Origin of the sequence: Corynebacterium sp. UMB4614, assembly GCF_030217065.1 — a bacterium.
Lineage (GTDB): Bacteria > Actinomycetota > Actinomycetes > Mycobacteriales > Mycobacteriaceae > Corynebacterium.
In genome coordinates this window covers 24,336-46,583 of the sequence record NZ_JASONC010000006.1, presented here as the reverse complement: position 1 = coordinate 46,583, position 22,248 = coordinate 24,336, and the positions used below count along the sequence as shown (strand labels likewise).

Annotated in this window: 17 protein-coding genes and 1 pseudogene; 13 read left to right on the top strand and 5 right to left on the bottom strand. The window is 65.5% G+C overall.

Annotation, left to right across the window (positions count from 1 at the left end; all coding sequences use genetic code 11):
- Window positions 1–5 precede the first annotated feature (5 nt).
- Window positions 6–1,541, top strand: coding sequence for a threonine ammonia-lyase, biosynthetic (gene ilvA, locus QP413_RS04190; protein WP_284780757.1), 1,536 nt, complete (start codon window positions 6–8; stop codon window positions 1,539–1,541).
- A gap of 63 nt (window positions 1,542–1,604) precedes the next feature.
- Here the strand turns inward: ilvA and QP413_RS04185 are convergent, their stop codons facing one another.
- Window positions 1,605–2,288, bottom strand: coding sequence for an amino acid-binding ACT domain protein (locus tag QP413_RS04185; protein WP_070759316.1), 684 nt, complete (start codon window positions 2,286–2,288; stop codon window positions 1,605–1,607).
- A gap of 97 nt (window positions 2,289–2,385) precedes the next feature.
- Here QP413_RS04185 and gatC point away from each other — a divergent pair, with 97 nt between their 5' ends.
- The 11 genes and pseudogenes from gatC to QP413_RS04130 all read left to right on the top strand — a co-directional run bounded on the left by gatC (window position 2,386) and on the right by QP413_RS04130 (window position 13,992).
- Entirely contained in the window at window positions 2,386–2,691 is a 306-nt protein-coding gene (gene gatC / locus QP413_RS04180; protein WP_284780755.1) for an Asp-tRNA(Asn)/Glu-tRNA(Gln) amidotransferase subunit GatC, read from the top strand.
- Window positions 2,692–2,790: 99 nt separating this feature from the next.
- A complete protein-coding gene (gatA, locus tag QP413_RS04175; protein WP_070759318.1) occupies window positions 2,791–4,299 on the top strand; it encodes an Asp-tRNA(Asn)/Glu-tRNA(Gln) amidotransferase subunit GatA in 1,509 nt (502 codons plus the stop codon).
- An 81-nt stretch (window positions 4,300–4,380) separates the two neighbouring features.
- Window positions 4,381–5,058, top strand: a complete 678-nt coding sequence (locus QP413_RS04170; RefSeq protein WP_070759320.1) for an NUDIX domain-containing protein — start codon at window positions 4,381–4,383, stop codon at window positions 5,056–5,058.
- Between the two features lie 124 nt (window positions 5,059–5,182).
- Window positions 5,183–6,628, top strand: coding sequence for an MFS transporter (locus QP413_RS04165; RefSeq protein WP_070759322.1), 1,446 nt, complete (start codon window positions 5,183–5,185; stop codon window positions 6,626–6,628).
- A 70-nt stretch (window positions 6,629–6,698) separates the two neighbouring features.
- Complete coding sequence (locus QP413_RS04160) at window positions 6,699–7,736, top strand: 6-phosphofructokinase (RefSeq protein WP_148812430.1); 1,038 nt, start codon at window positions 6,699–6,701, stop codon at window positions 7,734–7,736.
- A gap of 54 nt (window positions 7,737–7,790) precedes the next feature.
- Complete coding sequence (gatB, locus tag QP413_RS04155; RefSeq protein WP_173362309.1) at window positions 7,791–9,305, top strand: Asp-tRNA(Asn)/Glu-tRNA(Gln) amidotransferase subunit GatB; 1,515 nt, start codon at window positions 7,791–7,793, stop codon at window positions 9,303–9,305.
- A 135-nt stretch (window positions 9,306–9,440) separates the two neighbouring features.
- Complete coding sequence (locus QP413_RS04150; protein ID WP_284780753.1) at window positions 9,441–11,072, top strand: AMP-binding protein; 1,632 nt, start codon at window positions 9,441–9,443, stop codon at window positions 11,070–11,072.
- An 86-nt stretch (window positions 11,073–11,158) separates the two neighbouring features.
- Window positions 11,159–12,214 (top strand): iron ABC transporter permease, encoded by a 1,056-nt coding sequence (locus QP413_RS04145; RefSeq protein WP_284780751.1) that lies wholly within the window; start codon window positions 11,159–11,161, stop codon window positions 12,212–12,214.
- A pseudogene (locus QP413_RS04140) lies at window positions 12,211–12,587 on the top strand (ABC transporter ATP-binding protein); the annotation flags it as partial. The gene QP413_RS04145 and the pseudogene QP413_RS04140, both read left to right, overlap by 4 nt.
- 87 nt (window positions 12,588–12,674) lie before the next feature.
- Window positions 12,675–12,914: a hypothetical protein gene (locus QP413_RS04135; protein WP_284780815.1), complete on the top strand. Its 240-nt coding sequence runs from the start codon at window positions 12,675–12,677 to the stop codon at window positions 12,912–12,914.
- Between the two features lie 133 nt (window positions 12,915–13,047).
- Window positions 13,048–13,992 carry an ABC transporter substrate-binding protein gene (locus QP413_RS04130; protein ID WP_284780749.1) on the top strand — a complete coding sequence of 315 codons (945 nt, stop codon included), beginning with the start codon at window positions 13,048–13,050 and terminating at the stop codon, window positions 13,990–13,992.
- A 29-nt stretch (window positions 13,993–14,021) separates the two neighbouring features.
- On the opposite strand, the gene QP413_RS04125 is transcribed toward QP413_RS04130, so the two are convergent.
- Window positions 14,022–15,068: a glutathione S-transferase family protein gene (locus QP413_RS04125; protein ID WP_284780748.1), complete on the bottom strand. Its 1,047-nt coding sequence runs from the start codon at window positions 15,066–15,068 to the stop codon at window positions 14,022–14,024.
- A 230-nt stretch (window positions 15,069–15,298) separates the two neighbouring features.
- Here QP413_RS04125 and QP413_RS04120 point away from each other — a divergent pair, with 230 nt between their 5' ends.
- Window positions 15,299–16,840, top strand: coding sequence for a DoxX family protein (locus tag QP413_RS04120; RefSeq protein WP_284780747.1), 1,542 nt, complete (start codon window positions 15,299–15,301; stop codon window positions 16,838–16,840).
- A 101-nt stretch (window positions 16,841–16,941) separates the two neighbouring features.
- Here QP413_RS04120 and QP413_RS04115 read toward each other — a convergent pair whose 3' ends face one another.
- The 3 genes from QP413_RS04115 to QP413_RS04105 all read right to left on the bottom strand — a co-directional run bounded on the left by QP413_RS04115 (window position 16,942) and on the right by QP413_RS04105 (window position 22,180).
- A complete protein-coding gene (locus tag QP413_RS04115; protein ID WP_284780746.1) occupies window positions 16,942–19,533 on the bottom strand; it encodes an excinuclease ABC subunit UvrA in 2,592 nt (863 codons plus the stop codon).
- 5 nt (window positions 19,534–19,538) lie between these two features.
- Complete coding sequence (gene ilvD / locus QP413_RS04110) at window positions 19,539–21,416, bottom strand: dihydroxy-acid dehydratase (protein WP_148792152.1); 1,878 nt, start codon at window positions 21,414–21,416, stop codon at window positions 19,539–19,541.
- A 98-nt stretch (window positions 21,417–21,514) separates the two neighbouring features.
- Window positions 21,515–22,180 (bottom strand): PH domain-containing protein, encoded by a 666-nt coding sequence (locus tag QP413_RS04105; protein WP_284780744.1) that lies wholly within the window; start codon window positions 22,178–22,180, stop codon window positions 21,515–21,517.
- Window positions 22,181–22,248: the final 68 nt, after the last annotated feature.

The window sequence follows — 22,248 nt, the reverse complement described above, 5'->3', positions numbered from 1 at the left end:
TAAACATGTCTTCCTCACCACAGCGCACCGCAGCCGATTACCTCAAGGACATCGTCGCCGCCCCCGTCTACCGGGCCGCGAAGCACACGCCCACCGACGCGATGCCCGTGCTGTCCAAGCGCCTGAACAACCGCGTGCTCGTCAAGCGCGAGGACCTGCAGCCGGTGCACAGCTTCAAGATTCGCGGTGCTTTCAACCGCATGGCTCAGCTGAGCTCCGAGGAGCGCAATCGGGGCGTGGTCGCCGCGTCCGCTGGTAACCACGCGCAGGGCGTGGCTCTGTCCGGCCGAGAACTGGGTATCCAGACCACCATCGTGATGCCGGAGATCACCCCGCAGATCAAGGTCGCCGCGGTACAGGGCCTGGGCGGTGGCGTGCTGCTGCACGGCGCCAACTTCGACGAGGCCAAGGCGAAGGCCATCGAGCTCTCCGAGACCGAGGGCATGGTCTTCGTCGCCCCCTTCGACGACGAGGCGGTCGTTGCCGGTCAGGGAACCATCGGCCTGGAGATTTTCCAGGACGTCCCCGAGATCGACCGCGTCTTCGTCCCCATCGGGGGCGGTGGCCTGGCTGCCGGGGTGGCGATCCTGCTCAAGCAGCTGAACCCCACAATCCAGGTCATTGGCGTGGAGCCGGAGGAATCCGCCTGCTTCGTCGCCGCGAAGAAGGCGGGCGGTCCGGTGGACCTGGCCTACACCAGCCTCTTCGCCGAGGGCGTGGCGGTCAAGCGCATCGGGGATGAGAACTTCCGCATCCTGAACGAGTGGCTGGATGACGTCGTGACCGTCACCTCCGACGAGATCAGTGCGGCGATCAAGGACATCTTCGACGACACCCGCGCAATCGCCGAGCCCGCCGGCGCGGTGGCGCTGGCGGGGCTCAAGCGCTACTGCGCCGAGAACGAGATCGCCGATGAAACGCTCGTCCACGTGCTCTCGGGCGCCAACGTCAACTTCCACTCCCTGCGCTATGTCTCCGAGCGCGCGGAGCTCGGCGAGGGCAGCGAGGCCCTGTTCGGCGTGACGATCCCCGAGGCCAAGGGTGCCTTCCTGGACTTCTGCACCGTGTTGGGTAGCCGCGCGGTCACCGAGTTCAGCTACCGCGTGGGGGAGACCGACGAACCAGCGAAGATCTTCGTCGGTGTGCAGCTCAAGGGAGGCCACCAGGAGCGGGAGTCCATCCTCACCGACCTGGCTGCTGCTGACTATGGGGTGGTCGACCTCTCCGAGGACGAGGTGGCCAAGGAGCACGTTCGGTACATGATTGGCGGTCAGCCACCACACGCCGTGACCGAGAGCGTGTTTGCTTTCGAGTTCCCGGAGCACCCGGGCGCCCTCATCCGCTTCCTCGAGGTGCTGGGAACCCGGTGGAATGTGTCGGCCTTCCACTACCGCAGCATCGGCATGGACTATGGCCGCGTGCTCGCCGCGTTCGAGAACGTGGAGGGTGACCCGGAGTTCGCCGAGCACCTGGAGAAGCTGGGTTATCACGCCACGGAGGTCAGTTCCAGCCCGGCTTATCAGTTCTTCCTGAAGGCCTAAAACACCTCAGCCCCCGACGGTCGCCCGCCCGGCCGCGGGGCGTTGTATTTCGCCGGCGAGGGATCAGTCGGCGAAGAACGCGCCCAGGATGCTGCCCAGCTGCCGCAGGTGCTCCACCTCGGAGAGCAGGAAGTCCGGGCCGCCCGGGCGACCCACGATGAGGATCAGCGAGGAACCCTCGATGGGGGTGGCGGCAAGCGAGGAGTCCATGACCGCCCAGGGCTCGGGGATCCAGTCCTCCTGCTCGGGGTTGAGAACCCGCGCCTCGAGTACGGGCGCGGAATCCAGCTCCTGGCCGTTGTCCTCAGGAGCAGCGCTCGAGGCCGCGATGCGATGGGTGCGGGGCGCGGTATCCAACACGATGGCCCAGCCCGCGGACATGGAGCGCGGCAGATCCGCCATCAGCGTCTCCAGGGCCTCAGCGCGGCGGGAGCGCAGCGCCGCGATGGAGGCCAACATCTGCACCTGGCCGCGGCGGTCGATCGAGCCGGAGAACGGGCGGATGGAGTCGACGAACACGCCCTCGACTTCCTGGGCTGCGGTGATCAAGACGTCCGGCAACGTGCCGTGGGGCAGGTCCACGACGATGTCGTCAACGACGACGATCTCGTTGTTCAGGGAGTCGTCTTCGTCGTAGCCGACGATGTCGACGCCTTGGATGTTGCCGTCGACGTTGCCGAGCGCCTGGGCGATCTTGCCAAGGGCGCCGGGCGAATCGGGTACGCGCACGCGCATCAAATAAGACATGCCTAAAGTGTAGCGATCCGTGCGAAAAACTTAAGGAGCTCTTTTCCGGCCGGGGCATGCTAGGTGAACGTGCACGGCCTTGACTAGAGTTATGGGCATGTCTGAAATTTCCCGCGAAAATGTTGCCCACTTGGCCAAGCTGGCACGCCTCGAGATCCCGGAGGAGGAGCTGCAGAGCTACGCCGACCAGATCGACGACATCATCGAGCACGTCGCCGCGATCTCCAAGGTCGATACCGAGGGCGTTGAGCCGCTGAGCCACCCGACTCAGAACGTCGACGGTGCCGTCTCCGTGATGCGCGAGGACGTCGTCATGCCCGTGCTAACCGCCGAGCAGGCCCTGGATCAGGCACCGGCAGTGCAGGATCAGCGCTTCCAGGTTCCGCAGATCCTCGCCGATTAACCTGCCTTAGCTTTGTGCCTGGCTGGCACGCCGGAATAACAACACCAACTCCACGCAGCGCACCCACGCTGCCGATGATTACAGCTCAAAGGATTATTGATGACTGAAGCTCAGCGCCTGACGGTCGGGGAGCGTACGGACTCCGACTTCACGACCTGGACCGCCGCCGAACTGGCAGAGAAGATTCACTCGCGGGACATCAGCTCTGTCGAGGTGACCCAGGCTCACCTGGACCGCATTAGCGACGTTGATGGGGAGATCAACGCTTTCATTCACGTCAGCGCCGACGAGGCACTGGCTGCCGCCCACAACGTCGACGCCGCCATCGCCGCTGGTGATACGCCGACCTCGAGCCTGGCCGGTGTGCCGCTCGCGCTGAAGGATGCCTTCGTCACCACCGACGCGCCCACCACCTCCGGTTCGAAGATGCTCGAGGGGTACATGAGCCCCTACGACGCGACGCTGACCCTGCGTCTGCGCAGCGCTGGCATCCCGATCCTGGGTAAGACCAACATGGACGAGTTCGCGATGGGGTCCTCCACCGAGAACTCCGCTTATGGCGTGACCCGCAACCCGTGGGATCTGGAGCGTACCCCGGGTGGCTCCGGCGGTGGCTCCTCCGCCGCGCTGGCTGCGGGCATGGCGCCGCTGGCCATCGGCACCGACACGGGCGGCTCCATCCGCCAGCCGGCTGCACTGACCAACACCGTGGGTGTGAAGCCGACTTACGGCACCGTCTCCCGCTATGGCCTTATCGCCTGCGCCTCCTCCCTGGACCAGGGTGGCCCGGCGGCCCGTACGGTCGAGGACACCGCCCGCCTGCACCAGGTGATTGCGGGCTTCGACCAGAACGACGCCACGTCCTCCCGCCACGAGATCGCCGACGTGGTCGCAGCCGCCAAGCAGGGTGCGAACGGTGACCTCAAGGGCGTGAAGGTTGGTGTGATCAAGCAGTTCCAGCAGGCAGAAGCCCTGCAGGCGGGCGTGCGCGAGCGCTACGAGGCCAACCTGGAGCAGCTGAAGTCCCAGGGCGCGGAGCTCGTGGAGGTCGACTGCCCGAACTTCGACCACGCGCTGAATGCCTACTACCTGATCCAGTTCTCCGAGATCTCCTCCAACCTCGCCCGCTTTGACGGGATGCGTTACGGCCTGCGCGCCGGTGACGACGGCACCCGCAGCGCCGATGAGGTCATGAGCCTGAGTCGCGCGCAGGGCTTTGGTCCGGAGGTGAAGCGCCGCATCATGTTGGGCACCTACGCGCTCTCCGTTGGTTACTACGACGCCTACTACCTGCAGGCACAGCGCGTGCGTAACCTCGTCGCGCAGGACTACGCCAAGGCCTTCGAGCAGGTGGACGTCATCGCCGCGCCGACGACCCCAACCACCGCGTTCAAGCTCGGCGAACTGGTCGACGATCCGCTGCAGATGTACCTCTTCGATCTGTTCACCCTCCCGCTGAACCTCGCCGGTGTCTGCGGCATGTCCGTTCCGGGCGGACTGAGCAGCGATACCCAGCTGCCAACCGGTCTGCAGCTGATGGGCCCGGCCCATGGTGAGGAGAGCATCTACCGCGTCGGCTCCGCCTTCGAGGCAGGCCGCGAGAACTAAGGCTCCTTGAACTAGGCATACCGAGCGGCCCCGCACCCAGATTCGATTTGGGTGCGGGGCCGCTGGCGTACAGTAGACCCTATGGTTACTACGGGTGATGGCTGGGCAATTGGCGTCGATGGCTCCCGCAGGTGGGGGACCCTGGGGGCAGCCGGGCTGTTCCTGTGCGCCCCGGCCGAGGACTCCGCCGAGCCGGTCGTCCTCATGCAGCACCGTGCCTGGTGGACCAACCGCGGGGATACCTGGGCGTTGCCGGGTGGGGCGATCGACCACGGTGAATCCCCCGAGCAGGGCGCGCTGCGCGAGACTCAGGAGGAGACTGGGATCGACCCCGCGGACGTCACCGTCCTGGACACGCTGGTCACCTCTCGCGTCGAGCTGAACCACGTGCTGCGCCGCGAAGCCGTCCTCCCGGAGGAGGAACACCTGTTGGATCCTGTGCGCGCCATGATCGAGCGCGACGGCGATGTCCGCCAGGCACTGCAGGAGCAGCCCATTTACCACCCAGAACACGGGGGACGGGCGGTCTTCGGGCTCGGCGCCAAGTTCTGGTGGGAGGTGCTCGATGAGACCGTGACTGAATGGCGGTATAGCACCGTCATTGCGCGCGCTGAGCACCCGCTGGAGTTCGTCCTCACCGAGGAATCCACGGACCTGCGATGGCAGCCGCTCTCGAAACTGGAGGAGCTCAACCTCATGCCCGAATTCCGGGCCACGCTGCCGGAGGTGCGGCAGCGGGTGGCGCAGCTCTGGGGCTAAAACAGCTCTTGGACTAAGACACAGAGCCCGCTCCACAACTATTCCCGGCGGAGGCTGGTAACTGACCCGGCCTTCCCGCCCGGCGTGGCCCGGGGAGGGGAGAGCGGACCGGGGAGGTGATTAGATGGTGCCTGTGACTGAGCACAAGTATCCGACCCTCCCGCTGAACAGCGTGGCGGCCTGGCGGGCGCTGACCGCCCTCTGCATCGGTTTCTTCATGATCCTGCTGGATCAATCGATCGTGGCCGTTGCCACCCCGGATCTGCAGGCACAGCTGGACGCCACCTATAACCAGGTCATCTGGGTGACCTCGGTGTACTTGCTCTTCTTCGCCGTCCCGCTGCTGGTCACCGGGCGGCTGGGGGACCGCTACGGGCCGAAGAACGTCTACATCGTGGGCATGGTGATCTTCACGCTGGCCTCACTGGCGTGCAGCTACTCCGCGACGATCGAGTGGCTGATGATCTCCCGGGCGGTGCAGGGGCTCGGCGCCGCACTGCTGACCCCGCAGACCATGTCGGTGATCAACCGGGTCTTTCCGCGAGAGAAGCGGGGTGCGGCCATGGGGGTGTGGGGTGCCGTGGCAGGCCTATCCACCATGATGGGGCCGATCCTGGGAGGGGTCATCACCTCCACGCTCTCGTGGCACTGGATCTTCTTGGTCAACGTTCCCATCGGCATCCTGTCCATCGGAATGGTCGCAGCCTGGGTGCCGCCCTTCGAGCCCACCGATAAGCCCATCGACGGGATCTCGATGGCCCAGTCCATGCTCGCGGTCAGCTGCCTCATTTTCGCGATTCAGCAGGGCGAGACCGTGGCCTGGGCTTGGTGGATCTGGGCCGTGATGGCTGCGGGTATCGCCATCGGCGTGCTCTTCTTCCGCCGCCAGGCCCGGCTCACGCACGGCGCGGAAGGCAAGGATCCCGTCTTGCCCACCACGCTGTTTTCCCGCCGCAGCTTCTCGATGGGAAACCTCGCGATCTTCACGATGGGCTTTGCCACCGCGAGCATGATGCTGCCGCTGATGATGTACTTGCAGCAGGTCCACGGACTCTCCGCGATGACGGCCGTGGCCTATGTGCTGCCCATGTCCGTCCTGGCGCTGCCGCTGTCGCCCTGGATCGGTTGGCTCATCGACCGGAAGGACGCCCGGCCCATCGCCGTGGCCGGTTTCGTGTTCATGATCGCCGGGATTCTCGGGTTGTTTTTCTGCCTTCGCCCGGGAGGATCGGCCGGGGCGATCATCGTGCCCATGCTGCTGATGGGGGCGGGTAACGCTGCCTTCTGGTCGCCCAACTCCGCGATGACGCTGCGGGATTTGCCGCCCCACCTGGCCGGTGCCGGATCGGGGGCATATAACACGATCCGCCAGGTCGGTGCGGTCACCGGCGTGGCCGTGGTGGGCGCCGTCCTCCAGGTGCGCTTGAGCCACTACGGCGACGGTGCGGGGGAGCAGCTTGCTTATGCCTTCGGCCAGTCCTTCCTCCCGATCGCCGCTGCGCTGCTGGTCGGGCTAGTAGCCACGGCCGTCTCGGGAAGTGCTAAGCCAGGACCTGCCCCGCGCAACTAGTGTTGCTGGCGTAAGGCTGCAACGGAAGCACACGTGCCGGTGGCACAGCTCGGGAGGAGAGCTTAAGGATATGCGTATCGCGATTTTGACCAGTGGTGGGGATTGCCCCGGCTTGAATGCAGTGATTCGTGGTGTCGTGCGCACCGCGGGTGCCGCCGGTGTCGAGGTTATTGGCTTCGAGGATGGTTACCAGGGGCTGGTGGAAAACCGCGTGGTCCCGCTCTACGACGACGCCTATATCGACCGCATCATTCGTTACGGCGGCACGATTCTCGGCACTGGTCGGCTGCACCCGGATAAGTTCAAGGCGCAGATCGACACAATCAAGGCCAACCTTGCGGAGCACGAGGTCGACGCGTTGATCCCGATCGGCGGCGACGGCACCCTGCGGGGTGCACAGTTCTTGCACGACAACGGCATCCCGGTCGTCGGCATTCCGCAGACCATCGACAACGACGTCGACGGCATGGATTACACCTTCGGCTTCGACTCCGCCGTCGCCGTGGCCACCGAGGCCATCGACCGCCTGCACACCACGGCGGAGTCCCACAAGCGTGTCATGATCGTTGAGGTCATGGGGCGCCACACCGGTTGGATCGCGCTGCATGCGGGCATGGCCGGTGGTGCCCACGACGTGCTGCTGCCGGAGTTCCCCTTCGACATCGACGAGGTCTGCGCCCGCATGGAGAAGCGCTTCGAGCAGGGCGAGCGCTACGGGATCATCTGCGTGGCAGAAGGCGCGGAACCGAAGGGCGGCAGCCTGGACGGCCAGGGCGACGGGGAAGAGGAGCTCGACGAGTTCGGGCACGTCAAGCTCCAGGGCATGGGCTACCAGGTGGCTCGAGCTGTGGAGAAGCGCCTGGGAGTGGAGGTACGTTCCTCGGTGCTGGGGCACATGCAGCGCGGCGGGACCCCGACTGCCTTCGACCGGGTGCTGGCCACCCGCTGCGGGGTCAACGCGACCAAGGCAGTGCTGGAAGGAAAGACCGGAAAAGTGGCCGCCCTGCACGGCGAGAAAATCGACCTCATCGACTTCGAGCAGGCCGTCGGGCGGGTGAAGTCCGTGCCGGACTACCGCTACCAAAACCTCCAGGGCCTGCTGGGCTAAAAGCACCCGAGCCGATTACAGATGCCCGGTGGCAAAGGTACTAAGATGGGCGCCATGACTGCGCAGTTGTATGACTATTCCGACGATGTGATGGATTTCGACGAAGTGCTGGAGCGCTTCGAACCCGTGATGGGAATGGAGGTCCACGTCGAGCTGTCCACGAACACCAAGATGTTCTCCACCTCGACCGCTGCCTTCGGCGGGGATCCGAATACCCACGTGGACCCGTGCAGCCTGGGTCTGCCGGGCGCATTGCCGGTCGTCAACAAGCAGGGCGTGGAGTGGGCCATCAAGATCGGGCTTGCGCTGAACTGCAAGATCGCGCCGTACTCCCGCTTCGCGCGCAAGAATTACTTCTACCCGGACCAGCCGAAGAACTACCAGATCAGCCAGTACGACGAGCCGATCGCCTACGACGGCTACCTGGACGTCGTCCTCGATGACGGCACCGAGTGGCGCGTCGAGATCGAACGCGCCCACATGGAGGAGGACACCGGCAAGCTGACCCACCTCGGTGGCGCTTCCGGTCGCATCCACGGCGCGACTGCCTCCCTGGTGGACTGCAACCGCGCCGGTGTGCCGCTGATCGAGATCGTCACCAAGCCGATCGAGGGAGCCGGCGAGCGCGCCCCGGAGATCGCGCGCGCCTACGTCACCGCGCTGCGTGACCTGGTTAAGGCCCTCGGCGTGTCCAATGCCCGCATGGACCAGGGCTCCATGCGCGTGGACTCGAACCTCTCCCTGCGCGAGAAGGGCAGCACCGAGTTCGGCACCCGCACCGAGACCAAGAACATCAACTCCCTGCGCTCCGTGGAGCAGGCCGTGCGCTTCGAGATGCAGCGCCACGCCGCCTGCCTCGTCAACGGGGTGGAGATCCAGCAGGAGACCCGCCACTACCAGGAGGACGGCACCACCTCGAAGGGGCGCCCGAAGGAGTCCATGGCGGACTACCGTTACTTCAACGACCCGGACCTGCCGCCGGTGCTCGCGCCGGAGGAGTGGGTCGAGGAGATCCGCGCGACCCTGCCGGAGATGCCGTGGATCCGCCGCGCCCGCATTCAGAAGGAGTGGGGCCTGCCGGACGCGGAGATGCGCGACCTCGTCAACGCTGGTGCGCTCGACCTGATCGTGGAGACCACCGAGGCTGGCGCGGATCCGGCGGATGCCCGCAGCTGGTGGGTGGCCTACCTGGCGCAGAAGGCTAACGAGCAGGGTGTGGAGCTCGAGCAGCTCGACATCACCCCAGCGCAGGTCGCCCGCATCATCGAGCTGGTTAAGGAAGGCAAGCTGACCACCAAGCTCGCCCGCCAGGCCGTGGACGGCGTGCTGGCAGGGGAGGGTGACGTCGACCAGGTGGTCAAGGATCGTGGCCTGGAGGTCGTCCGCGACGACGGAGCGATTGAGGCCGCCGTCGACGAGGCCCTGGCTGCAAACCCGGACATCGTGGAGAAGTACCGCGCGGGCAATAAGAAGGTCACCGGCGCGATCGTCGGTGCGGTGATGAAGGCGACCAAGGGCAAGGCTGACCCGGCTCAGGTCAACAAGCTGATCGCCGAGAAGCTGAACTAGCACCGCACGCGGCCACTGCTCGCGTGCGTGACGCGCGGTGATTCGCGTAGAAGCCTCCGGGCCCCGGGAAAACGGGCTCGGAGGTTTCTTATTTTCTCTCGCTTTAAGCGGGCACGGGAATGTAGCGTGTTGGTTATGGAAACTAAGTATCGAGGTCTGAATGTTCCCCTGACTCCGCTGCGGTTCCTGGAGCGCAGCGCCAATATCTTCCCAGAAGCCACGGCCTGCATCGACGGAGTGCGGCGCATCAACTTCAGGCAGTTCCGAGAGGATGCGGAAGCCTTCGCGCGTGCGTTGCGGGCCCACGGGTTGGGGCTGCACGACCGGGTAGGGGTGCTTGCCCCGAATAGCTACGAGGCGCTGCTGGCGCAGTTTGCCGTGCCTCTCGCTGGGGGAGTGACCGTGCCTATCAACACCCGGCTCGCGGCGGCCGAGGTGGCCTATATTCAAGGTCATGCGGGGTTTAATATCCTCATCGGTGCAGCTGACCTGCTAGCCGGCGTGGTTGAGGAACTGCCAGAAGAACTGCGGTTGTTGGAGATTCCAGAGTTGGACGGCACCCAGCCCGGGAAGTTCCCCTCTTTCGCGGATTTCATCGCGCCCCACCGGGAGGGCGAGGATCTGAGTTACCGAGTGGCCGACGACAATCAGCCCATTGCGATCAACTACACCTCGGGCACGACCGGAAAGCCGAAGGGTGCCGTGTATACGCACCGCGGAGCCTACCTCAACGCTATCGGCGAGGTTAACGCGCAAAAATTCGCCAGCGACAGCGTCTATCTGTGGACGCTGCCCATGTTTCACTGCTCTGGCTGGTGTACCGGCTGGGCGACGATGGCAGTTTCGGCAACCCAGGTAGCGCTCCGGGCGGTGCGAGGGCCAGAGATGTGGCGCTTGATCGCAGAAGAGGGGATCACTCACATGTGTGGCGCTCCCGCGGTGCTCACCACGCTGGTCGATGATGAGAACAAGCGGCGCGTGAAGAACCTCAGGATCGTGACCGCGGGAGCCCCGCCGAGCCCCACCATCATCACTCGGTGTGAGAATCTCGGCATCGAAGTCACACACGTTTATGGGCTGACGGAATCCTATGGGCCGTTTACCGTCTGCGAGCCGCAGCGCGAGTGGTCGGATATGACTGTCCGGCGTCGCGCGGTGCTCAAGGCCCGGCAGGGCGTTGCAATGATCACCAACGAAGAGGTGCTGGTCATCGAGCAAACCGCTGAAGATGATGATTCGATTGTCGAGGTGCCTAGTGACGGTACGACGATGGGCGAAATCGTCATGACTGGCAATGGGGTGATGGCGGGATACTTCGAGGATGAGGAAGCCACCCGCATCGCCTTCCGAGGTGGGTACTTCCACACCGGCGATCTCGGTGTCAAGCATCCCGATGGCTATATCCAGCTGCTGGATCGGGCCAAGGATGTGGTGGTTAGTGGCGGTGAGAACATTTCCACCATCGAGGTGGAGCAGGGCATCGTCAGTTACCCGGACGTCTCCGATTGTGCGGTCATTGGAGTGCCGGACGAGAAATGGGGCGAGAGGCCGCGTGCGTACGTGGTGCTGCGGTCGGAGGCTCGAGGGGATGATCCGGAGGCGATTTCTGAGGCGATCATCGCCCACTGCCGGGTGAATATGGCGGGCTATAAGGTTCCCAAGGATATCGTCATTCTCGACGAGCTGCCCCGGACCTCTACCGGCAAGGTGCGCAAGAGGGAACTGCGTGACGAGGCGTGGCAAGGGCAGGAGGCCAAAATCCACTAACTGCTGCTCGGGGTCCTAAGGTGAGCGTAGGGTCGGCGACCTGTGCAAATATTGAAAATGGCTACCAGTTACGGTAGGTTCGCGGTGTGCAGAAACGTCGTCTTAGCTCGCCGGCGGTAGCAATCGCCATCGCGGCGATCCTGGCGGCAATTCTCTTTATCGCAGCGCTCGCCATCGGGCCGGTCACCATCGCGGTGCCGGATGTGCTGGCCAGCGTCTGGGCGCAGATCACTGGGCGTGGAGAGATCGCCCGGCAGGATCCGGCGCTGGGGAGCGCTTACAACGTTGTGGCGACCATCCGCCTGCCCCGCGCAATCATCGCCGCTCTCGTGGGCGCGGCCCTGGCCGTGGCCGGAACCGTGATGCAGGCGGTCTTCCGCAACCCGCTGGCAGACCCGGGCATCATCGGTGTGTCCGCCGGGGCGGCGACGGCCGCGGTGCTGGCCATCGTCACCGGATTCAGCGCGGTGGCCGCCTGGGCACTGCCGGCCTCGGCTTTCCTCGGGGCGCTGGGGGCCGTGGCCATCGTGCAGCTGGCCGCGGCGATGCGCGGGGGAGGGCCGGCTACCCTCGTGCTCGTCGGTATTGCGCTCAGCGCGTTTTTGGGTGCGGTCACCGCGGCGGCGATCGCCAACGCACCCTCGGACTCGGATATTCGCGGCGTGGCGTTCTGGCTCAACGGCGATCTTGTCGCCCGCACCTGGGAGCACGTCGCCATCGCGAGCCTGCCCATTGTGCTCGGCATTGTGCTTCTGTTGTTCTTTAGCCGGGACCTCAACATCCTGCTGATGGGCGACCAGGCTGCCCGCACCACGGGAGTGAATGTGCGCCGGGTTCGCGTTGTCACACTCACGGTTGCTGCATTGATCACCGCGTCGGCGGTGGCGGTCTCCGGTGTGATCGGCTTCGTGGGGCTCGTGGTGCCGCACCTCATCCGCCTGATCATCGGCCCGAATCACAAGTCCTTGCTGCCCACCGCTGCGCTGGCCGGTGCGGCCTTTCTACTGGCAGCAGACACGATCGCCCGCATGCTCTTCGCCCCAGTCACGCTGCAGACCGGAACGGTCGTGGCCTTCATCGGTTCGCCGATCTTCTTCTGGCTGCTGCTGCGTGGCCGTCGTCCGGCGGGGTGGTCGGCATGATCGACGCCCGCATCACCGTCCCCGGCATCCTCGCCGACGTCGCCTTCTCGGCCGAACAGGGCCAGGTCACCGGGATCATCGGCCCCAACGGGGCCGGCAAGTCGACGCTGCTGCGCGGGGTCTGGCTGGATGCTGGAACCTCCGACCGTCAGCGCGCCCAGCAGATGGCGGTCGTCCCCCAGGACACGACGATGAGCTTCGACTTCTCCGTTGCCGAGGTCGTCCAGTTCGGACGCCACCCCCACGTGTCCCGGTTCCAACAGTTCACGGATTCCGACCGCCAGATCGTGGAAGACTCGCTGGCGAGGGTGGGGATCGAGCACCTGAGGGAGAAATCGGTAACCAGATTTCTGGTGGCGAGCGCCAGCTCGTTCATGTCGCACGCGCGATCGCGCAGGACACCCCGGTTCTGCTGTGCGACGAGCCCACCAGTGCGCTCGACCTTAAACACCAGGTGCGGGTGCTCAACCTCCTGAGGGAACAGGCACAGGACGAAAAGACCGTGGTGGTCGTCCTACACGATCTGACTCTGGCGGCGCGGTACTGCGACCGGCTCGTCCTCATGGCGGAGCGGAACGTGGCTGCCACGGGGCCGCCTGAGTCGGTGCTTTCCCCGGAGCTGGTATCCGATGTCTACGGCGTCCTGGTGGACATTAGGCCGGACCCGGTGACGGAGAGCCTGCGAGTCACCCCGCTGTGACACCCCGGTGTGACACCGCGTGGCGGCGGGTTGGCCGCTGCTTCCGGATGCGCCGTAAAACCCGAATCCCACGGTGGCGGAGCGCTGAAACGCTACGCCCCGAGACCCAAGACAAAAGACTTTAAGGATGAGAATGACTACTGCCCGTAAGCACTGGCGCCACGCGCTCGTCGCGCTGACCCTCCCGCTGTTCACTTTCGCCGCGGCCTGCTCCTCGGCCGAGGACAACGGCGCTGCGCAAGCTACGCAGAGTGCGGAGGAAAGCCGCAGCGCGGAGTCCACCGAGTCCGGAGAGGCGGTAACCAAGCCGCAGCGCATCGCCTCCTTGTCTTCCGATGCGACCAGCGTGCTCGCGGAGCTCGTCGATCACGAGCGCATCGTGGCATCCCCGGCGACCCCTGGCAGCAAGCCGGTCGGCGAGACCGCGCTTCCCGATGGGGTGCACGCGGACCCGGAACAGGTGCTGGCGCTCAACCCGGATCTGGTCGTGCTTACCGAGCGGCACGGCTCCGAGGGCTCCGCCGCGGAGCTGCTCGCCAACAGTGGGGTGAAGGTTCACACCTTCAAGGACTCCGACTGGAGCTCCATCGACAGCCTCATGAAGAGCATGACCACCCTCGGCGAGCTGACCGGCGAGCAGGACAAGGCCCAGGAGCTGAGCGCGAAGATCGGCGAGCGACGCGATGAGATCGTGGGGTCGCTGGACAAGGAAGCCAAGCCCCGCGTCCTGCTGCTCATGGCTCGCGGCGGCAAGGAGATGATCATGGCGCCGTCCACGATGGCCAGCGGCCTGGTGAAGGAGGCCGGTGGCGAGCTGATCTCCGAGGCTGAGGGCATGCGGGGTGCGGCACCGGCAGACCCGGAGCGCATCGCCGCGCTTGCTCCGGACGTCATCCTCGTCGAAGACTTCCGCGGGCAGGGCAAGGAGGCCTTCGCGGATCTTCTGGACCAGCCGGCGATCGCCGAGCTGGGCGCCCGGGTGGAGCTGATTTCCCCGGCAACCACCGGTGCCTCCGCGGGTTCGAAGATCACCGAGGGGCTGGAGGACGTCGCCGAGAAGATCGGCACCAAGCGTTAGTGCCGAAGCGTAACTAACGAACCGCCGGGTTAGGTGAAGGCCCCGGCCTCGTCGCCGTCTAGCAGGTCCTCCCCTTGGGGAGCGCCCGGGGCGGTGCCCTCGCCGAACGGGCTGCCCGGGAGCTCCTCGCGGCCGTGCTCGGTGTAGAAGATCTCCGGGTTTGGGCCGACCGGGACCACTCCGGTGGGGTTGATGTCCGTGTGTACCAGGAAGTAGTGGTCCTTGATCTGCTGGAAGTTCGTGCTGTCGCCGAAGCCCGGTGTCTGGAAGAGATCCCGCAGGTAGCCCCACAGGTTCGGCATCTCCGAGATCTTGTTGCGATTGCACTTGAAGTGGTTGTGATACACCATGTCGAAGCGAATCAGGGTGGGGTAGAGGTACACATCCGCCAACGTGATGTGATCGCCGACCAGGTAGCGGCGGCTGCTCAGTCGTTCCTCCAGCCAGTCGAGGGTGCTGAAGAGCTCGTTGAAAGCCTTCTCGTAGGCCTCCTGCGAACCGGTGAACCCTGCGCGGTAGACGCCGTTGTTGACGGTGCGGAAGACGCGCTCGTTGATCTCGTCGATCTCCGCGCGCAATGCCTCCGGGTAGAGGTCCGGGGCGCCGGGGCGCTGATAATCGGTCCACTGGGTGGCGAGGTCCTCGACGATGCTGAAGAAGTCGTTGCTGACCACGGATTTCGACGCGACGTCCACCATCGCCGGCACGGTGATCCCGCGAGGGTAGTCCCGGTAGCGGTTGAAGTAAGCGTCGCGGAGCTTGCCGATCTTCAGCACGGGGTCGACGGAGTCCTCGTTGAGGTCGAAAGTCCAGGACTTCCAGTCGTGGGTGGGGCCGGTCAGTCCCAGGGAGATCACGTCCTCCAGCCCCATCAAGCGCCGGGTGATCACCGCGCGGTGTGCCCACGGGCAGGCGCGTGCTGCGATCAGTCGGTAGGTATTGGGCTTCACCGGCCAGGCCTGCCCTTTGCCGGAGGCGGTGGTGCTGGTGTCGAAGTTTTCGACGTCCTTGACGATGCGGTCGTCGATGTAGTTCATGTCGCGGTCGAATTCGCCGCCCGATTCAACGTAAGCCATATCCCTCACTGTCTTCTATATTTGTGCGCTCTGTTGGAGACCTGAGCCGCTAGGCCCTCCTCCATTATTGATGATATGTCAACAAACGTCAGTCACTTGGGGCGGCTGCCCTGAACTGCGAGTTTCACAACTTCATACCAGGGAAGTTGCTCGATTGAGCAGGTGCAGTGTTCTCCGACACTCCGCGTCTGTTCGGTCTGTTCCTGGGGAAACTCGTTTAGGCTGGGGACATGACTGACGCATCGAATAATGGCAAGAAGCCCCAGAAGGGGGCGCTTGGAGGTTCGCCCTTCGGGCACAGCGACCGCGCATCGGAACCGTACGCCGATATCGATGTGCCAGATTACGAGGGCGCAACCCCGGAGCCGGCCACCAAGGACGCCCCGAAGGCGCCGGGCGCCCCGAAGGCTCCGGCTGCTCCAGCAGCGAAGGCTACGAAGAGTGGCGCTGCCCCCGCAGATAAGAAGCCGGCTGCGAAGGTTACCCCCACCGCGAAGGCTGCGGCCAAGCCCAAGGCGAAGTCGAGTGACGACAAGTCCCCAGCCTCCGCTCAGGCGAAGTCTGCCAAGGGCGATGCCCCGAAGACAGCAGCCAAGACGGCTAGTCCGCAGCCTGCCGAGGCTAAGAAGGCCGACACCGCAGCGGCTGACGCTAAGGCCACGGCCAAGGGCAAGGACGCAGCGGAGCGGACTGACACTGCAGGAGTGGCAGAGCGGGGGACCGCTGAGCAGAGCCGTCCGCGTGATATTTATGCCCTCGCGGGCCGCGCCCGGCCCCAGCGCATCGAGGCACCTGCGCCGGAGCCAGCTCCCGAGGCTGAGTCCATGCCGGCAGCCGATGTGCCGGATGCGGCTGGTAAGCAGCCGGACGCCGCCGAGGACCAGCGCACTGAGGTGCTCGACCTCTCTGGCGCTGGTGCGGGCACGGGCTCGCAGGGCACGGGTTCGCAGGGCACACTGGCGCAGCAGCAGACTCAGCCACAGACCGGCACGAACACCGCAGCGCTCGGCGCTGGGGTGGCCGGGGCAGGGGCCGCGGGAGCCGCCGGCGGGTACGCCGCGGGCGGCGGCGCTCCGAAGAACGATGCCGACACCGGCGCGCAGGGCTACCCCGCGCAGCCGGGCGACGCTCACCCCCAGGGGACCTTCGACGTGGACGCGCAGTGGGATCCGAACGCGCAGCCGGTGGGTCCTGAGGGCGAGGTTGCCTACGGACCTGACGGCCAGCCACTTGCCCCCGTCGCCGAGCCAGTGGAGACCCGCCGCGGTACCCAGTCCCTCGGCCTGGCCATCCTGCGCATCGTCGCGGGCGCGGTGCTGCTGATCTCCGGCCTGCAGACCCTCTTTGGCTTTGCCGGGGATCCGGGCATCAGCGCCCTCGAAAGCCGACTTAGTTTCTTCAGCGGATCTGGGGTGCTCGCCGTCGCTATCCCCGCCGCCGAGGTCATCGCCGGTGGGCTGCTGATCCTGGGTCTGCTCACGCCGTTCGCCGCCGCCCTCGCCTTCGTGGTCTCGGCCTTCATGGCGACCTTCCACCTTTCCGGTCACCAGGGATCGCTGTGGCCCTACGGGCTGAACCCGGTGATCCACCAGTGGGCGCTCTACGCGCTGATCAGCCTCAGCCTGATCTTCACGGGCCCTGGCGGGGCATCCCTGGATCGCTCCCGTAGCTGGGCGACCCGACCGCTAGCCTCCTCCTGGATCTTTGCGGTCCTGGGGATCGCCGGGTTCGCCGCGCTCTGGCTGCTCACGGGCGGTCGCAACCCCTTTTAAATTTCGCGGTACGGCGCGCTCAAGCGCCAGTGAAAGCAGAACCCGAGCCCACCAGGGCTCGGGTTTTCTTATGCCTTTGGGCAGTCCTTAGGCGTTCAGGCTCAAACCAATCCGGCTCGTTCGGCCAGAACCTGGGCCGTCACCGAGCGGGAATCCGGCTGCATACCCTGCTGAGCGACTGCCGCCGGCGTCCCGGTGGCTAGGATCTGGCCACCCTCGTCTCCGGCTCCCGGGCCGACGTCGATGACGTGGTCTGCCTGCGCGACCACCCGGAGGTCGTGCTCGACGACGACCACCGTCGCGCCGTCGTCGACCAGACGACGCAGCTGGGCGAGCAGCAGGTCCACGTCCGCCGGATGCAGTCCTGTCGTTGGCTCGTCCAAGAGGTAGAGGCTGTGCTTGTGGCCCGATCCGCGTTGCATCTCCGAGGCCAGCTTGATGCGCTGCGCCTCGCCGCCAGAGAGCTCCGGGGAGCCCTGCCCCAGTCGCAAGTAGCCCAGGCCGAGGGCGTGCAGAAATTCGACGGAGCGAAGAATCCTCGGCTCCTCGGCAAAGACCTCCAGTGCCTCGTCCACGGTCAGCGCCAAGATGTCGGCGATGCTGCGACCGTTCCACTCAATCTCAAGGATTTCCGGCTTATAGCGCTTGCCGTGGCAGGCCGGGCAGGTGGTGTACGTGCCAGGCAGGAAGACCAGCTCGACCTCGATGCTGCCCGCGCCATCGCACTCCGGGCAGCGCCCCTTTGTCGTGTTATAGGAGAAGTCGGAGACCGACATGCCTCGCTGCTTCGCCTCTGGGGTAGCAGCAAAGAGCCTGCGGACGTGATCGAAAAGGCCCGTATAGGTCGCGACAGTGGAACGCACCGTGCGCCCGATAGGCTTCTGGGTGATGTGCACCAACCGGCGGATCTTATCGACCCCCGTGGCGCTCTCCACGCGGAAATCCCCGTTGGCGCCCGAACCGGCCGTGAGCTCGGCATCCGGGTCTTCGTCCGAGACCTCGTCGGCGCCGATCACCTGCTTGGCCGAGCGGGACACCACATCGGCCAGCACCCCGATGACCAGGGTGGATTTGCCGGACCCAGAAACGCCCGTGACCGCGGTCAGCGCCCCCAGCGGGAAGTCCACGTCGGCCCCGTCGAAGGCACGTGCGTGCACGCCACGAAGTCCGATCGCTTCACCGGTGCCGGCCGGAGTGTCCGTCAGCTCGGGGAAGTCCTCGTTCAGCGCGGTGGCTGTGGGGGAGCCCAGCTGCTCGGCGGTGGCTCGGAACTGGTCAGTAGGGCCGGAGAACACCAGCTGCCCGCCGCGCTCGCCAGCGCGGGGGCCGATGTCCACGATCCAATCGCAACCGGCTACCAGGGACATATCGTGCTCCACCAGAAGCACCGAATTACCAGCAGTGATGAAGCGTTGCAGCAGCTCGGACACCGCCTTGCGCTCCACGACGTGCAGACCCGCTGAGGGCTCGTCCAGCACGTAGGTCGTACCGAACAGGCTCGAGTTCAGCTGGGAGGCCAGCCGCAGGCGTTGGTGCTCGCCCGCGGACAAGCTTCGTGCCGGGCGGGAGAGGCTTAAGTGCCCCAGCCCCAGCTTGATCGCAGCGCGCACCGTGGGCAGCACCTGATCCAGCAGCAGCTCCTCGGCCTCGTCGTGCTCGGTCCACTGCTGCTTGGCGATGCCTGCCAAATACTGGAGGCGTTCCTCCAACACAGCAAGAACATCCTTCAACGCCAGATCATTAAACTCGTCGATGGCATAACCGGCGTAGGTGACCTGCAAGGTATCCGGCTGGAAGCCACGGCCCTGGCACGTCGGGCAGGTCGATGAATGCATGAAGGAAAGCACCCGGCGGCGGTTCTTATCCGACTCCGTCTCCGCCAGGGTGTCGGTGAGGTAGGTGGCAACCGAGCGCCACTTGCCCTTATACGATCCGTTCACGGCGTTTTCATCCCGCACAGGGTGGACGGTCACCACCGGCTGCTCATCGGTGAACAGGATCCAGTCGCGGTCTGTTTGCGGAATATCCCGCCATGGGATGTCCAGCGGATAGCCGAGGGTTCCCAGGATGTCCCGGAAGTTCTTGCCCAACCACGCTCCCGGCCACGCGGCGATCGCGCCGTCCCAGATGGACAGGCTGGGATCCGGCACCATCGACTCTTCTGTCGGCCGGTGCACGGTGCCGGTTCCCTGGCACTCGGGGCACATGCCGGCAGTGGTGTTGGGGGAGAAGGCATCCGAATCGAGCCTGCCGTACTCCAGCCGCTCGCGCATGCCGTCCGGGTAGCTGCCCGAGCGGGAGAAGAGCAGCCGAATACTATTCGACATATTCGAGATCGTGCCCACCGAGGAGCGCGCCCCACCCAGGGTGGTGGACTGCTGCAGCGCCACCGTCGGCGGCAGGCCCGTGACCGATCCCACTCGAGGGTTGACCGCGCCGCCGATGAGACGGCGGGCGAAGGGGGAGACGGACTCCAGATAGCGGCGCTGTGCCTCCCCGTGGATGGTGCCGAAGGCCAGGCTGGACTTGCCCGACCCCGACACGCCAGTGACCGCCACGAGGGTGTCCCGCGGCAGGTCGACGTCGATGTGCTTCAGGTTATGCAGGTGCGCATCGCGTACCCGGATCATCGGATCGTGACCCGCGCGCTCCGGAGTGTGCGGAGCCGGGGACCCGGACGTGGCGTGAGCCATGGCAGCTACTTCACCTCGCGGACTGCGCCCTTATCGGCTGAGGTTGCCATCGCTGCGTAGGCGCGCAGGGCCTTGGTGACTCGGCGCTTGCGGGTGGTGGGCTGCCACGGGGTGTCGGAGGCGTCCATCTGCTCGCGACGGCGCGCGATCTCTTCCTCAGAGATCTGCAGCTCCAGCGTGCGGTCATGGACGTCGATGAGGATCGGGTCGCCGTCCTCAACCAGGCCGATCAGCCCGCCGTGGGCAGCCTCGGGGGAGATGTGGCCGACCGAGATGCCGGAGGAACCGCCGGAGAAGCGCCCATCCGTGATCAGTGCGCATTCGCGCCCCAGGCCGGAGCCCTTCAGGAAGGCGGTCGGGTGCAGCATCTCCTGCATGCCCGGGCCGCCAGCCGGGCCCTCGTAACGGACGACGATGCAGTCACCTGGCTTTACCTTCTTGTCCAGGATCACGCGCACCGCGTCCTCCTGGGATTCGACGACGAGGGCCTTGCCCTCGAAGCGCCACAGTTCCTCGTCGATGCCAGCAGCCTTGATGATCGCACCGTCCTCGGCGAGGTTGCCGCGCAGCACGACCAGGCCGCCGTCGGCGGTGTAGGCGTGCTCAACGTCGCGGATGCAGCCACCAGCGGCATCAGTGTCCAGCGAAGACCAGCGGTTCTCGGTGGAGAAAGCCTCGGTGGTGCGCACCCCGCCCGGAGCGGCGTGGAAGAGGTCGATGGCGGCATCGCTCGGGTTCTCCGCGCGGATGTCCCAGGCCTCCAACCACTCGGAGAGGCTGTTCGCATGCACGGTGTGGACATCCTCATTGAGCTTTCCGCCGCGCCACAGCTCACCCAGGATCGCGGGGATGCCGCCGGCACGGTGGACGTCCTCCATGTGGAAGTCAGAGTTCGGGGAGACCTTGGACAGGCACGGCACCTCGCGGGAGAGATCATCGATGTCCTGCAGGGTGAAGTCCACCTCGCCCTCCTGGGCGGCGGCGAGGATGTGCAGCACGGTGTTCGTGGAGCCACCCATCGCCATGTCCAGTGCCATCGCATTCTGGAAGGCGTGCTTGGTCGCGATATTGCGCGGCAGGACGGACTCGTCGCCCTCGCCGTAGTAGCGGCGGCACAGGTCGACGATGGTGTGGCCGGCCTGGGTGAACAGACGGCGGCGGTACTCGTGGGTCGCCAGGGTGGAGCCGTTACCCGGCAGGGACAGGCCCAGCGCCTCGGTGAGGCAGTTCATGGAGTTGGCGGTGAACATACCGGAGCAGGAACCGCAGGTCGGGCACGCTGCGGACTCGACGTCCAGCAGGCCTTGGGCGTCGACCCTGTCGGATGCGGAGGCGGAGATCGCGGTGATCAGGTCCGTCGGGGCCTGGACCACGCCGTCGACGGCGACGGCCTTGCCGGCCTCCATCGGGCCACCCGAGACGAAGACGACCGGGATGTTCAACCGCATCGCGGCGTTCAGCATGCCCGGGGTGATCTTGTCGCAGTTCGAGATGCACACCAGCGCATCCGCGGCGTGCCCGTTAACCATGTACTCCACGCTGTCGGAGATGATCTCGCGAGAGGGCAGGGAGTAGAGCATTCCGGCGTGGCCCATCGCGATGCCATCGTCGACCGCGATGGTGTTGAATTCGCGTGCCACACCGCCGGCCTCCTCGATGGCCTCAGCGACGATGTCGCCGACGTCCTTGAGGTGGACGTGGCCCGGAACGAACTGGGTATAGGAGTTCGCGATGGCGATGATCGGCTTGTGGAAGTCATCATCCGTCATGCCCGTCGCGCGCCACAGCGCACGTGCGCCTGCGGCGTTGCGGCCCTGTGTGGTGACGTCGGAACGCAGTGGGATCGAGGCTCCGAAAGAAGTGGTGTTGTCCTGAGATGTCATGATCGACGTGCTCTCTTCAATATCTCTATGGGTGAAAGTGGCTTTCCGGCCCCGTACGGTCCCCGACAGCGGGGGAGGCGAAGCCGGCGTTGTGTTCTTTAGTTATCGCGAGCGCGCTCGGAGTTGCGGCCGGTACCCGGATCATCCGCGTTCTCTGGGGAAGCGACGGAATCCGCCTGAGACTCTGGGGCGGCCGTGGGGTGCTCGGCCTCGTGCTCCGCGCGACGCTGCTTCTCGTACTCAGCGTAATCCTCGGAGTCCATCAGGACCGCCGAACCGTCGCGGTGGACGACCTGGACCTTATTGTGAATGTCCAGGCGCGCCGGGGTGAGAGGGTCCGGGATGCGGCCTGCAGTGGCCTCTGCGAGGGCGGGGAGGCTGTTGAAGCTGATGCCAGGCAGCCAGAATTGAGAGTCATCTATTGCGGCTGCGTAGGCCTTACCCGCCTTGTTGAAACGGATGCCCTGGAAGTCCTGCCAAGCCACGGTCTTGGATGGTCGGATCAGTGGCTTGGCCGTAATACCCTGCTCATCCACGCGGGTCCCCGCCTTGATCACCCACACGATGAAAAGCAGCGGGAGCAGGGGAATCCAGAAGAACGCTGCGACGTTGTATCCGGTGAAAATGAGGCTAATCAGGAACATGACGAACCCGACGAGGATGTTTTCCCGGCTCGGGTGGAACGTCTGGGGGCGCACCGCCGGTCGACCGTGGTTGTGGTCGGGACGGGGCCGGTTCGTGGTGTTGTTGTCCTGGGCGCTCATGTGAGCCATTTAACCAGGTGCGCGGGGTGGGGCTTAAATCCCTTTTTCTTCGCCGTGAGGCCGGAGGG

Excerpts from the sequence above, each read along its gene's own strand:
- ilvA (WP_284780757.1), top strand. The coding sequence starts at position 6 with ATGTCTTCCTCACCACAGCGCACCGCAGCCGATTACCTCAAGGACATC.
- QP413_RS04185 (WP_070759316.1), bottom strand. The coding sequence starts at position 2,288 with ATGTCTTATTTGATGCGCGTGCGCGTACCCGATTCGCCCGGCGCCCTT.
- gatC (WP_284780755.1), top strand. The coding sequence starts at position 2,386 with ATGTCTGAAATTTCCCGCGAAAATGTTGCCCACTTGGCCAAGCTGGCA.
- gatA (WP_070759318.1), top strand. The coding sequence starts at position 2,791 with ATGACTGAAGCTCAGCGCCTGACGGTCGGGGAGCGTACGGACTCCGAC.
- QP413_RS04170 (WP_070759320.1), top strand. The coding sequence starts at position 4,381 with ATGGTTACTACGGGTGATGGCTGGGCAATTGGCGTCGATGGCTCCCGC.
- QP413_RS04165 (WP_070759322.1), top strand. The coding sequence starts at position 5,183 with ATGGTGCCTGTGACTGAGCACAAGTATCCGACCCTCCCGCTGAACAGC.
- QP413_RS04160 (WP_148812430.1), top strand. The coding sequence starts at position 6,699 with ATGCGTATCGCGATTTTGACCAGTGGTGGGGATTGCCCCGGCTTGAAT.
- gatB (WP_173362309.1), top strand. The coding sequence starts at position 7,791 with ATGACTGCGCAGTTGTATGACTATTCCGACGATGTGATGGATTTCGAC.
- QP413_RS04150 (WP_284780753.1), top strand. The coding sequence starts at position 9,441 with ATGGAAACTAAGTATCGAGGTCTGAATGTTCCCCTGACTCCGCTGCGG.
- QP413_RS04130 (WP_284780749.1), top strand. The coding sequence starts at position 13,048 with ATGACTACTGCCCGTAAGCACTGGCGCCACGCGCTCGTCGCGCTGACC.
- QP413_RS04125 (WP_284780748.1), bottom strand. The coding sequence starts at position 15,068 with ATGGCTTACGTTGAATCGGGCGGCGAATTCGACCGCGACATGAACTAC.
- QP413_RS04120 (WP_284780747.1), top strand. The coding sequence starts at position 15,299 with ATGACTGACGCATCGAATAATGGCAAGAAGCCCCAGAAGGGGGCGCTT.
- QP413_RS04115 (WP_284780746.1), bottom strand. The coding sequence starts at position 19,533 with ATGGCTCACGCCACGTCCGGGTCCCCGGCTCCGCACACTCCGGAGCGC.
- ilvD (WP_148792152.1), bottom strand. The coding sequence starts at position 21,416 with ATGACATCTCAGGACAACACCACTTCTTTCGGAGCCTCGATCCCACTG.
- QP413_RS04105 (WP_284780744.1), bottom strand. The coding sequence starts at position 22,180 with ATGAGCGCCCAGGACAACAACACCACGAACCGGCCCCGTCCCGACCAC.